This window comes from Methylomonas sp. PHL2-19 (assembly GCF_059331595.1).
The window spans coordinates 4,946,097-4,958,985 of record NZ_CP196839.1 but is presented as its reverse complement, the minus strand read 5'-3'; the positions used below and the strand labels follow the sequence as shown (position 1 = coordinate 4,958,985).

Sequence of the window (12,889 nt, the reverse complement as noted above, 5' to 3'; positions counted from 1 at the left end):
CCTGATTACTCCTTTTTTTGAAGTAGCGCCAATCGGCGCTGCACGGCTTCGATGACCTTCTCGGCAATCAAACTATGAAAAGGCTGTTTATCCTGCCCCAAGTTACATTGCTCCAAGGCATCGTAATAAGCCAGCCGGGATTCGGTGTCACCGTGAATAATGGCTATTGGGTAGCCGTGTTGCAGCAAAACCAGATTCATCACCAAGCGGGCGGTACGGCCATTGCCATCCACAAACGGATGAATCGTCACCAGTTGTTCATGCAGCTCGGCGGCCAGCACAATCGGATGCAGGCTTTGCCGGTTTTTCGCATAGAACTCAAAATACCCGGTCATTTGCTCTTCCAGTAGCCAGGGCTGCGGCGGTGTATGCCGGCTACCGCTGATCATCACCGGAATATCCCGAAACCGCCCGGCATACTGTTTGTCGATTCCGCGCAAGACCAAGGCATGCAAGGTCAACAAGTCGTGTCGATTGAAGATGGCGTCACGGCTGGCCATCTCGCGGATCAGTTCCACCGCCTCGTAATGGTTGATCGCCTCCAAATGTTCGACCAGCGGCTTGCCGCCGATTGTCAGTCCCTTGTTGATCACCAGATCGGTTTCGCGCAAGGTCAGCGTGTTGCCTTCGATGCGGTTGCTGTCGTAGGTGTATTCGATGTCGGTAGCCTTGTCCACGCTGCGGCTATCCCAATCGCGATATTCCTGCAATTGGCTCAGCAAGGCATCGGCTTGTTCGAGCAAGGCGGCTAAAGCGCTCATACGACAACCTCAGGAACGCGGATTTTGCCGGTGACGGCGCTGTTGATCAGCGTGGCTTTGTATTCTTTGAGTTTATCGATTTGTTGCTGCTGGATGGCAATGGCCTGATCGATTTTGGCGGACTGAGTTTCGATGTGGGTGACGATGGCAGTTTGTTCCTCAACAGGAGGAACGACAGTCATCAATTGCTTAAATTCATTCCAATACAGTCTTTTCCGAAAATCGGTAATTCCTTTTGAATTTCTGTCCATTTGTTGAATAAATTCCGGGCAACGATATTGATACTCAAAATATGAAGAGGCTATTTTTTGGCTCGGTGTGGCAATAATATAGGCAGGGCTAACCATACCTTTAACTACCACTGCGCCAATTGCACCCTGCCAAGCACGCATCATATTGAAGACTATATCGCCTGGCTGAACCAAGTTATATTTGGTTTTATCTTCAATTTTGATTCGACCTCGGATGTTTTCTTCATCGGATATTTCTTCCGAAGAAACAGCCGTATGAATTGAAACGGATAGCAATGGTAATCCCTCTTCGCCTGGTTCGATTCGTTGCCTGAATAATGCACGGTTTGCCAGTACTTCCCAATGCGCCGGAATCTCTCCGATCCATTCCACCCCGGAGTCTAGCATAGTCACATTGGGGGCTAGGCCACGGGTGACGGCATTTTGAATCAGGATTTGTTTGCGCTCTTTGAGCAGGGCGATTTGTTGTTCCTTGATCGCCACGGCTTGGTCGATTTGCGCGGTTTTACGGTCCAAAAAGGCGGCGATGGCGGTTTGTTCGGGTAAAGGCGGAATTCCCAAAATAACCGCCTTCATCTCGTCATAGCGAGTAGTCCAAAGATCGGCAACAATTCCATGCCCCATGCGATAAAACTCTTCAATAAATGCGTAACTTTTCAAAAGAAAGTTACAGTATTGGGAGTCAATGCCATTCGGCGTCAAAACAATATTAATCAGAGAAACAGAACCATCTCTATCGGAAACCCCACTAGAACCTTTTCGATCTGATCGACTATTGATAACAAAGTCGCCCTTTTTTACCAATTTTCTATTGTCACCATCATTAGTTTTTGCCGCAGTATCTAATTGCGGCAATATTCCATTTTTTGTGACCGACAAGGGTGGAAAGTCTTTATCAGAAACTTTTTGCCTGCGTTCTTCAAAACGCGTGCCTAAACGAGTTAACATCCAATGCGCCGGAATCTCCCCCAGCCATTCCACGCCGGAATCCTTATAAGCCTCGTAAGTGGGCATCTCCGCCAGTTGCTCAATCATCGTCCGCCTCATCCTTTTTATTCAGCAATTGCGCCTGCACTTTTATCCGCTCGCGTTCCAATTCGTGTTTCAGCTCGGCTTCGGTCGGTAGAAACGGCAGATATTTGGCGGCAAACAATTGTTCGCTGTCGGTCAACACCGAATACTTTACGACCGCTTCGCTTTTCTGGCTGCACAGAATCAGGCCGATGGTCGGGTTGTCGTCCGCCGATCGTTGCTGTTGGTCGTAGATGCGCACATAGCTGTCCATCTGGCCCACATCTTGATGGCTAAGCTTGCCCAGTTTCAGGTCAATCAGTAAAAAGCACTTTAGCTTGAAATGATAAAACACCAGATCGATGTAAAAGTCCTGGTCTTCGGTGCGGACGCGCTGTTGCCGGGCAACAAACGCAAAGCCTTTGCCCAATTCCAACAGGAAGGCTTGCAGGTTATCCAGCAGGCCTTGTTCCAGATCGGATTCCAACAAGTGCTGGCTGGGCAGGTTCAAAAAATCGAGAATATAGGGATCGCGTAATATATCTTGAGGCCGCAGTTGCTGTTGCCGCTGGTTTTCATGGGCGATATGCTGCTGCGCCTCGGCTTGAACCTGCGCTTTATCCTGACTGGATAACAGGCGTTCGTAGTAGAGTTTGTCGATCTGTCGTTCCAGTGCCCGCACGCTCCAACATTGCTGAATGGCTTCCTGCTGATACCATGCGCGAGCTTGGTCGCTTTCGATACTGGCCAATAGCTTGTAATGCGACCAACTCAATTTGAGAGACACTGTCTCTTGAATTGGGAAAGTTAAGTAAAAGCGCCGCATGTTCCGCAAATTGCTGGCATCAAAACCCTTGCCGAATTCCAACGTCAATTGCTGCGAGAGTACTTGTAATTGTTGTTTACCGTAGGCAGCGCGCGCCTGCCCTTGTTGTTCATGTTCGACGATCAAACAGCCAATCTGCCAGTAGCATTGCACCATCGCACTATTCACGGCCTGCTGTACTTGCTGACGTGACTGTTGAATAACCAGAGCAATGTTGCTGAAAAGCGGCGCTAGTCCATCGGATAGCGACGGATGTGGGCTGGCTGATTTCAATGGTTCGGCATCGTTCATCATCGTCGCCTATAGCAGGTTTAAGTCAATGCCCAGAATATCGGCAATCAAGCCTTCGGCCTGCTTTTCCAGGGCGATGATGTCTTTAGCCACGTCATTCATGCCGCGCAGCGGTTTGTGCCGATAGAAATATTTGTTAAAGCTGATTTCGTAACCGATTTTGACCGAATCAAGGTTTATCCAGGCTTCTGCGACATGCGGTTTCACTTCGGCCTGGAAGTAGCGGTGAATCTGGTCGTTCAATGGCACCGATTCGCTGTCGCGCAAATCGGCATTGGATTCGTAGCTGAGGTATTCGCCTTTTTTACCGGTGGGGTAAACGCCAAAATCGGGTAGCTCATCTTCGCTGCAATCCAGGCGTTGCAAGACCTTTTCGAGCATATCGCCATTGAGTTTGAAGGTTTGCGCGATGACTTTTTCGGCGGTTTCGTCGTACCAACTGACGGCGTTGAGGATGGCGTTTTTGTCGCTGGCACTGAGTTTGATGTTTTGCGTCTTTAGAATGGCGTCAACGGAAGTCTTGAATTGGTTGAAATCGCTGGATTCGTCGCTACCGATCGTCGCCATCAAGGTTTGCGCTGTTTGCATCAGGTTTTGTTGTTTCAGCCAGGTATCCAGGCTGAGCAATTTGCTGCGATTTTTAGCATTGAGGCCCAGTTCATTGTCTTCGCACCAGGCCAGAATGGTTTTTTCGTGTTGCTCCAAACAACCGGGATGATAGACGGCATCGCCCCATTGCTGGTAAATCCACTGCATCGGCTGATTTAACGACTTATCAAAACGTAAGGTTTCAATGCGCACCAGGCTAAATTGGGCCTTGCGGCGGTCCGGACGTTCGATATTGACCTTGTAATAGCCGAAATCGCTGTTGTCGAATACCCGAGCGGCGATACCCGCTTCATCAGTTTGACGCTCTTGAGTGGCCAAGTTTAAATAGGTTTCAGCGATGGTCTGGATATGTTCCGGAGCGAATTCGCAGTTTTTATTGCCAAGATTTTTGCGCAGTTTGCGGTAAAGCTGGCTGGCGTCAATCAGTTGTACCTTGCCTTTACGTTCGGGGGCCTTGTGATTGGATAGCAACCAGATATAAGTTGTAATGCCGGTGTTGTAAAACAGATTGTTGGGTAGCTGGATAATGGCTTCCAACAAGTCGTTTTCGATGATGTGGCGACGAATATTGCTTTCGCCGCTGCCGGCGTCGCCGGTAAACAAACTGGAGCCATTATGCACGGAAGCGATGCGCGAACCGTGCGGGCTGTTATCCAGCGGTTTCATTTTACTGACCATTTCCATCAGAAACAGCAATTGGCCATCACTCGAACGCGGCGTAGCATCGAGCGTTTCCGGGTTGCCCCAGTAGTCGTTTAACGTCACCCGAAACCGGGCATCGATCACGTCGCCGCCGTCTTTGATATATTTCTGCTCGCTGGCCCAGCTTTTGCCATAGGGCGGATTGGAGAGCATGAAATCAAAGTAGGTGCCGGCAAATTCATCCGTGGACAGCGTGGAGCCGACGCGAATGTTGGCGGGGTTATTGCCCTTGATCATCATGTCGGATTTGCAGATGGCGTAGGTTTCATCATTGATTTCCTTGCCGTACAAATACACATCGCCGGTTGCGCGAATCGTGCCTTCCTCGTCCTTGATGAAGTTTTGTGACTCGGTGAGCATGCCGCCGGAGCCGCAGGCCGAGTCGTAAATGGTCATGACTGGCGGCAATTGATCTTTCACGGGATCGAAGACCAAATGGGTCATTAATTCGATCACATCACGGGGCGTGAAGTGTTCGCCAGCTTCTTCGTTGTTTTCTTCGTTGAATTTTCGGATCAACTCTTCAAAGACATAGCCCATCCCCAGATTGCTAAGAACGGGTAGCCGGTTGCCCTCCGGATCGACCTTTTCATACGGTGTGAGGTTGATATAAGGCGAGGTAAACTTTTCCAGAACGCCGAGCAAAACATCTTTGCTGGCCATATGGCGCACTTGGGTTTTGAGATTGAATTTGTCGATGATTTCCTTGACGTTGGCGCTGTAGCCGTTCAGGTAGTCTTCGACATTCGCCAACAATATTTGCTGATTGTTGGTGGCGGTCTTTAATAATTGCGTCAGCGTCCATTTACTGGTGTTGTAAAACACATAGCCAGAAGCGTCTTTCAGGCCGTTATCATCCAACTCGGTTAGCCCCATGTCGTTTTTCTGGAACGCCAACTCTTCCAAGACTTTTTCTTTACTGGGTTCTAACAGCGCATCGAGGCGGCGCAACACCACCATCGGCAGGATGACATCGCGGTATTTGCCGCGGACGTAGACATCGCGCAGACAATCGTCGGCGATCGACCAGATAAAGGAAACGAGTTTATTGTGTGCTGCGTGATTCATGCGTTGGTTTTACTTGTCCAATTCGTAAATATCGTGTCTCTATTTGACTTGTGCCCTGGGGGTATAGCGTTCCAGCTAATCAAACCTCGGGAAATTCATAACCGGGGGCAAACTGGGCGCTGGAAACACCATAGAGCGCCAGGTGGTTTCTTAACCATAAGCGATATTCTTTGCCTTGCAGGCTGTGCCCGGATGAGCAATCGACGATCCATTGCCGCAAAACATAGCCGGCAACGGCGGCTCTCATCTTTAAATGCAATACGCCATCGGTCATCCCATAATCGTTTTCGATGATCTTCGGGTGCTCCTGATTGGGATGCGGCACCAGATCCAATTCCACGATCCTGTTCCATTGAATGTCTGCACTGGGCAGTTCGTGAGGTAACACCTGTCCCTCTTCGATTAACTGGCTTCTCGGTATCCGGGTGATGACGAAATCCAGAAAATCGGGTCTTTTACGGTCATAGGCGCGAACGTGCCAACGCAAGCCATCATTGACCAAAGCGAACGGCGCGATTTCGCGTGTCGAAAATCCGCTGCTATGTGAGGTGTAGTCGATGCTGACGATCTTTCGTTGGTGGATCGCTCGAGCAATCGGCGCCAGGATTTCCATCGAAGGCTGATTAAGCACTTTCGGTAATTCGCATGTCAGCAACGGCTCGCTACTGCCACCGATGCCATCCCCGAATCCGCGTGATAGCGCGGTTAATACGCGTTCCGCAGAATGTTGGAATGCCGGAGAGAACGTTTGTGCAATTACGTAGGATTTGGACTTGTTATCAAAATCGATGTTGCTCGGGAACAGCTCGCGGTAGAGCGCAAAATCACGTGTAGCAACAGCAGGTGCTACGCCGAACCGTTGCATTAGGTCTTGGCGCCCAATGTCTCCGAGAAAATATAAACGAAATTCAATAAAGATGAGCCGTTCACGCTGGGCGTGGCTCAGTGCTTCTAGAGTTGCTGTTGGTTGAGTTTCGCTATTCATAGAGTTGCATTCTAAAGACTTTAGCGCATAAATCAACTTTTTGAATAATTGACATAATCTTTTTGATTATGTAATATTTTCATGTAGATCATTTTTTATAACCTATAGGAGGTGATGTGGCTACAAATCCACCAGCAGGCGATGGTCATCGCAATGGCGCCGTGCGTGAACGCTCGCAAACCCAAACGCCTTCAGGCCATTGGGTCAAGCGTGACACAAATACCGGTAGATTCATGGATGTTAAGTCCGACGGCAAGCCGTTCAAGGGCGTAACCAAAGAGAAGTAATTAACCCGCGGCTTTTGACAGTTGAAATGACTCGATAAAGCCGCATTTCTAAACCGATAACTGGAGGCCATATGGGGCGCAGAAGAAGAAAATCTATGTCGGAAGACTTATTTGATGTTTTATCCGATTTAACCGATATGTTTTGGCAGGTTGGTGCGATTGTCAGCACTGTTTTGATGTTTGTGTCGTTTTGGGCTTTAGACTTGGCAGTTGACCAATATGCAAGAGCATCGGCATCAACTCTGTTAGGACCATTAGCTCAAAGCTTTGGCTGGGTGTATTTCCTGCTGCCTCTAATGATCGCTGCTTTCGCAATCTTTTTTGGAGCGAAGTCGTATCAAGCTTTCATTAGAGATCATCGCTACTGAATTAGTCCTCCATCTCAATCTGCCGCCTTAACAACCCAACTCTAAACACAATATATATGATATTGACTTAGTTTTTACCACTGTATATAGTAATTAGCACTCATAACAATAGAATGCTAACAACACTCAGTTCCCTCGACCCCTTCACAAAGGAATAAGCTAATGACTACAACCCATAAAGTTTTCTTTTATCCGGTAGGCAATGGCGATACGAGTCAGATAGTTTTATCGAGTGGTCGGCGAGTGCTATTTGATTTTTGTCATCGCCGCAACGGCGAAGACAAAGACAGTCCATTGATAGATCTCAAGTCGCAACTTAAACAAGAGTTAGCTGCAGAAAATCGTGATTATTTCGATGTGGTTGCGTTTACACATGCTGACCTGGATCACATTTGTGGCAGTACGGATTTCTTTGAACTGCAATACGCAGCTAAATATCAGGGTAATGACCGTATCAAAATTAAGAAGTTGTGGGTTCCAGCGGCAATGCTGCTCGAAGAAGCTACTAATGACCAGCAGAGCGACGAATTTGTCATTCTCCGCCAAGAAGCAAGATATAGGTTACTTGAGGGCAAGGATATATTGGTTTTTTCCAAGCCACCTGCTTTGATGGATTGGTTAATACCAAAACTTAAGGAAAGGGGTGAACTACCGTCTGCACGTGATCACCTGTTTGTAGACGCAGGAAAGTTGGTTCCAGGATTTTCGCTGTATAGCGATGGCATTGAATTTTTCTGCCATTCGCCATTTATCAAACACTGTGAAGATGGCTCAGATGTCATTAGAAATCGTGCAGCCCTGATTCTTAATGTCCGTTTCCTTGCCGATGGCTTGACTTATGACTTCCTGCAAGTTGGTGATGCCGAGTGGGAGGTACTTGAAGAGATCGTGACTATAACCCGTGCTCATAACAATCATGATCGGCTTGCATGGAATCTCTACAATCTCCCTCATCATTGTAGCTATCTGGCAATGAGCGATGACAAAGGGGAAAAGGAAACGACACCGAAGCCTTTAGTCAAGGAATTGTTGCTCCAGGGCAAGCGTGACGCGTATTTAGTGAGCTCCAGCAAACCTATCCCTGACTGCAAGGACGGATATCAGCAATCTCTGCCCCCTCATATTCAAACAAGAAATGGATATGAGCGCTATCTTCGAGAAGTAGGCGGACGGACATTATTGGTAACCATGGAGGAACCAAACGCAAGTAGGCCGAAACCCTTGGAATTTACTGTTTCGTCATCTGGTGTCATGTTTAACCGAAGCGCTGCAAGTGTTGGGGCGGCTGCCATTGTTACATCAAGACCACCGCGAGCTGGCTGATGGATACCCAGTACTTTTCGCTTGAAAATGTTGTAGAACTGGAAAATAGTTCGCAATTTAAAAACCTGCGGGCTCAGGCAATCTATGCGGCTACCCATCGGAATAATGATTTTCACATTCATCAACTATTCAAAAGTATTGATGACGCGCTTCCTGCCATTGAATACATTGTTCTTGATGTAGAGTGTCATAACATCCCCCCGAACAATGCTTTCGGGATCAATTTCCGTGAACGGCTGGCGATTTGCATTCCAGAGGATTCATCAAAAATTGTTGAAGTGTTGGCGCTACGTAAAGATTTTCCGCTTCTAATGCATCTGAATAGCGTCAGGGTGAACACGCCTGCTAATTTATGTTTATATTTCGAGCCATCCATTGCAGTTTTAAGAACATGGACTGCGGAAAACTTTCTTCGCCGTGTGCAATGGTGGCTTGAGAAATCCGCTACCGGAGAACTTCATCCAGCCGATCAGCCTGTCGAACAATTATTTTTTAACTCGCCATACGAACTGATTTTGCCATGGAATTTTGATACGCTTATCGAAGACCAGAGTCAACATTTTTTGATTGCAACAGGGCCCCAAAGAGCAAATGAAAGTGTTACGTTTTTTATCTTGCCAGCTTCTCAAGCCGAATCCAATAAATTTAGTATTAAACCCATCACGCTTCGATTACCGCCAATTGTTCATGGTCATGTTGAGCATAACCCATCAACTTTAGGGGAATTGGCAGATCTCCTAAATCAGCGAAATGTCGATTTAAACTCAGAGCTCCAACGTCAAATTGAACAATTAGTCAATGAAAAAGGTGTTCCGGTCAATTCAGACGGAACCTTGACTGTAATACTGTTATTTATCCCCATCTGTAGGAGCGAAAATACGGCACCCGAAAAAATAGCTGTACGTGCTTTTTTAATGCAAACAGGCGCCTTAAATTTGGGTAAGGAACTGGGAACATTGATTGTTCACAACCAGTTGTTTTACAAAGATGGCCTCGGCAAACTTTCTGGCAGCCAAAACGCTTCTTGGCGCGAAAATTTGCTTTTCCCATTGGAGATTTTGCGGACTTTGGATTCCGCAACCGCTCGCGCGCAGTCTGGATTGACGGATACAGGTGAACAAAGTGTCCTTATCGGGGCAGGTTCCCTCGGTAGTGCGATGCTTAATCTATGGGGCCGAAGCGGGTGGGGGCAATGGACCGTGGTAGATAAGGATCATTTAAAGCCACACAATCTGGCTCGTCACATTGCCTTTGGCACACAACTGGGCCTTAATAAGTCAGAAGCCGTAGCAGATTTGCATGATGCGATGACAATGGGGGCAAGCTCGATTGTTGCAATTTGCGACGATGTAACAATTCCAAGACCAAATACTAAAGAAGTCCTGTCGACAACCAAACTGGTTGTCGACGCATCGACGACTTTAGAGTACCCCCGTTTTGCTAGCTTGCAGGATAGTTTTGCGAGACATATATCGGTCTTTATAACACCCGATGGAAATGCAGCGGTGCTTCTCGCTGAAGATAAAGCACGTGCAATTCGCCTTAGAACAATTGAAGCTCAGTATTACAGGGCTGTAATCAATAGCTCCTGGGGTGAAAGCCATCTTAAAGCCAACCTTGGAACGTTTTGGAGCGGCGCTAGTTGTCGTGATATTTCTACCATCTTACCTTATTCCAGAATAACTGCACACGCTGCAACACTAGCAGAACAGGTTCAACAAATCTCCATCCATCCCGAAGCCGCTATTCGTATTTGGGAGCGAGACCCCGAATTAGGTAATGTAAATTTTTATCAACAGGTCGTTTATAAAGAAAGAAAACTAAATTTCGAAAATCTTGAAATTAGTATTGATTCTGGCCTAGAAGAAAAGCTCCGAAATTTTCGGAATCTGGCTTTACCCTGTGAAACTGGAGGCGTATTGATTGGTTATATCGATTTCAATATCAATTCTATATTAATAGTTGACGCATTGGTAGCTCCTCCAGACAGCGTGTCAACGACAAACTCATTTGAAAGGGGCACAGAAGATCTTATGGAGAAAATAGCCGAAGCCTCTAAAAGAACAGCCGGTATCGTCCAATATATTGGCGAATGGCATAGCCATCCTAAAAATTACCCTGCTACGCCGAGTCAGAATGATATATCGCAATTAGCCTATCTTAGTTTAAATATGGCTGACGATGGACTTCCTGCCGTTTCGCTTATTGTCGGCGAACATGAGATTAGAATAATGAAAGGGAATGTTGGCTGATGAACACATCACATTCGGAAAACAAACCAATTTCCTTGGCGCTTTCGGGTGGTGGCATACGCGCAATGGTGTTCCATTTGGGCGTTCTTCGTGTTTTGGCTGAAAGAGGCTTGCTAGAGGAGGTTCGCCGCATTTCTACGGTTTCTGGTGGAAGTTTATTGATAGGTCTGATGTTAAAAGAAGCAAAAATGCAATGGCCAACATCCTCGCAATTTCTGAATGAAATATACCCTACGCTACGAGAAAAACTTTGTAGCCGCAGTTTGCAGTGGGGTGCAGTGCGTCAACTTCTGAAACCCCAAAATTGGCAATTTCTGTTTTCCCGTGCAAATCTCCTTGCTTTGGCATTAAAACAGGAATGGGAAATTATCGAACATCTTGACAATTTGCCTCAAACACCAGAGTGGTCAATTAACGGAACGACCGCTGAAAACGGAAAGCGTTTTCGGTTCAAACGCAATAGCATTGGAGATTACACCATTGGATATGCTGCTCCCGGTATTTTTCCCTTGGCAAATGCGCTAGCCGTATCCGCAGCATTTCCCGGAGGGTTCGGACCACTTCAGATTGATACTACCGAATTTCAGTGGTTCAAACGATCCTCATGGAATGCGCCAACTGGTGAAGAACAGGCGGTTGACATAAGTTTTAGACAACTCCATCTATATGATGGTGGTGTGTACGACAACCTCGGGCTTGAACCCTTATTTGACGGCGGAAAGGGGAAGCCTAAGCACCCTGGTGAACTCATTATCGTTTCTGACGCTGGAGCCCCGCTCAAGATTGGCTTTTCATATTTTGCTCTAAATCCTTTCCGTCTGGCCAGAGTCGCTGACATCATGTCTGATCAAACCCGCGCATTACGCGTTCGATCTTTTGCCGATTTTCTTAAAGAAGAAATGTTTGGTGGCGCTTATTTATATATTAATTCTCCAGTTACTGAAGGCTTGGAATGTGAGTCTTCGAGGTTTGCAGCCGGATTTCCAACTACCCTTCGAAAACTTAAACACCATGAGTTTGACTTACTGGCAGAACATGGATACCGCGTTACTCTCCAAGTCGAAACACAATATGGGTTAACAAAACCAAATGTCTAATAAACTCAAGTCGGTGGTAACTCGTTTTCGGGCTTATCAATTGGGTCAAGCAGGATCATCGTTTTCCTATTATGCTAATGATCATTTCACATTAATCGAAAGTGTGATTACTGATTTAAACAACCCTCAGCTTCAGGTTGAACTCTTAATCTGTGGAAAAACTAAGATTGACACACTACATATAACAAGTTGGGATCAGGATCATTGCAGCATCTCTGGATTAAACTGGATATTAATCAACCTGCTACCGATTAAAATTGAATATCCTGGATATGAACCGCACACAGAAAACGGCAAAACTTGCTTATCTCTAATTAGAGCATATCAGCGTAAATCTAAATCAAACGGATATTTGGTTAAAACACAATCTATTGATCCACCGTATATCGCCTCTTTGAATACTGCATCTGAATTAGGCTACAGAGATATTTTTTATCATCCCAAACAACTATATTCTTCAGCAAACAATAATTCGACGATTAAATTCTTCCGCCGTGGATCATTTAACGTACTGAGCCTAGGTGATGTTGAAGATCAAAATATCGCTGCAATGCTGCGTCGATGTAAAACTCTCTGTCGCGAAGTGGATATTATGATTCTCGCGCATCACGGAGCTGATAATGGTTTTACTAATAAGAAATTTCTTGAGCATATTAGACCTTCGGTTGCAATTTGTAGTAGCAATTTTAACAACCAGTATGAACACCCTAGTACTGAAATTAGAAAGCTTCTATACGAACAAGGCATTCAACTTGTTACAACTAAAACGGGTGATGTAGTAATCGAGTCAACGGGTAGTCATAGCTCCAGTTATCAAGTAACTAACCTTAATAGTAATTCAGAGAAAATATCGTCATCCACTAAATACAAGCCACGAAAAGCACACTGGCTATCTATGAATTCTGATAGTTTGCGAAATTTACTTAGCCCAGGTTTTAAGGGAATAAAGCGATAGTAAAAAATAAGCGAGATACCGAGCAAAAGTTAGGCTCTCCCATATTTGCCGTGGTCAATCACAATCCCTTGTACTAGTAAGCGACTCGCGACCACTATATGTA

General features: G+C 46.3%; 11 protein-coding genes. 6 read left to right on the top strand and 5 right to left on the bottom strand.

The genetic code is table 11. The annotated features are described in order from the left end of the window. Window positions 1-5 precede the first annotated feature (5 nt). The 5 genes from ACR02O_RS22865 to ACR02O_RS22845 all read right to left on the bottom strand — a co-directional run bounded on the left by ACR02O_RS22865 (window position 6) and on the right by ACR02O_RS22845 (window position 6,504). Window positions 6-761: a Fic family protein gene (locus ACR02O_RS22865; RefSeq protein WP_494522470.1), complete on the bottom strand. Its 756-nt coding sequence runs from the start codon at window positions 759-761 to the stop codon at window positions 6-8. Then, window positions 758-2,047: a restriction endonuclease subunit S gene (locus ACR02O_RS22860; RefSeq protein WP_494522469.1), complete on the bottom strand. Its 1,290-nt coding sequence runs from the start codon at window positions 2,045-2,047 to the stop codon at window positions 758-760. The genes ACR02O_RS22865 and ACR02O_RS22860 overlap by 4 nt, the downstream gene beginning before the upstream one ends. After that, window positions 2,040-3,143 carry a PDDEXK nuclease domain-containing protein gene (locus tag ACR02O_RS22855; protein ID WP_494522468.1) on the bottom strand — a complete coding sequence of 368 codons (1,104 nt, stop codon included), beginning with the start codon at window positions 3,141-3,143 and terminating at the stop codon, window positions 2,040-2,042. The genes ACR02O_RS22860 and ACR02O_RS22855 overlap by 8 nt, the downstream gene beginning before the upstream one ends. Before the next feature lie 6 nt (window positions 3,144-3,149). Then, complete coding sequence (locus ACR02O_RS22850) at window positions 3,150-5,519, bottom strand: type I restriction-modification system subunit M (RefSeq protein ID WP_494522467.1); 2,370 nt, start codon at window positions 5,517-5,519, stop codon at window positions 3,150-3,152. 79 nt (window positions 5,520-5,598) lie between these two features. Continuing rightward, complete coding sequence (locus ACR02O_RS22845; RefSeq protein ID WP_494522466.1) at window positions 5,599-6,504, bottom strand: WYL domain-containing transcriptional regulator; 906 nt, start codon at window positions 6,502-6,504, stop codon at window positions 5,599-5,601. Between the two features lie 116 nt (window positions 6,505-6,620). Between ACR02O_RS22845 and ACR02O_RS22840 the strand changes: the two genes are divergently transcribed. The 6 genes from ACR02O_RS22840 (at window position 6,621) to ACR02O_RS22815 (ending at window position 12,786) form a co-directional block, all read left to right on the top strand. After that, complete coding sequence (locus tag ACR02O_RS22840; protein WP_197484904.1) at window positions 6,621-6,791, top strand: hypothetical protein; 171 nt, start codon at window positions 6,621-6,623, stop codon at window positions 6,789-6,791. Between the two features lie 95 nt (window positions 6,792-6,886). Next, entirely contained in the window at window positions 6,887-7,159 is a 273-nt protein-coding gene (locus ACR02O_RS22835; RefSeq protein WP_494522465.1) for a hypothetical protein, read from the top strand. Window positions 7,160-7,321: 162 nt separating this feature from the next. Beyond that, complete coding sequence (gene mblB / locus ACR02O_RS22830; RefSeq protein ID WP_494522464.1) at window positions 7,322-8,482, top strand: anti-phage 6A-MBL system MBL-fold protein; 1,161 nt, start codon at window positions 7,322-7,324, stop codon at window positions 8,480-8,482. Beyond that, a complete protein-coding gene (gene cap2-3 / locus ACR02O_RS22825; protein ID WP_494522463.1) occupies window positions 8,482-10,734 on the top strand; it encodes an anti-phage 6A-MBL system cap2_3 protein in 2,253 nt (750 codons plus the stop codon). Before mblB ends, cap2-3 begins: the two co-directional genes overlap by 1 nt. Further along, window positions 10,734-11,831: a patatin-like phospholipase family protein gene (locus tag ACR02O_RS22820; protein ID WP_494522462.1), complete on the top strand. Its 1,098-nt coding sequence runs from the start codon at window positions 10,734-10,736 to the stop codon at window positions 11,829-11,831. The genes cap2-3 and ACR02O_RS22820 overlap by 1 nt, the downstream gene beginning before the upstream one ends. Further along, window positions 11,824-12,786, top strand: a complete 963-nt coding sequence (locus ACR02O_RS22815) for a ComEC/Rec2 family competence protein (protein ID WP_494522461.1) — start codon at window positions 11,824-11,826, stop codon at window positions 12,784-12,786. The genes ACR02O_RS22820 and ACR02O_RS22815 overlap by 8 nt, the downstream gene beginning before the upstream one ends. Window positions 12,787-12,889 lie beyond the last annotated feature (103 nt).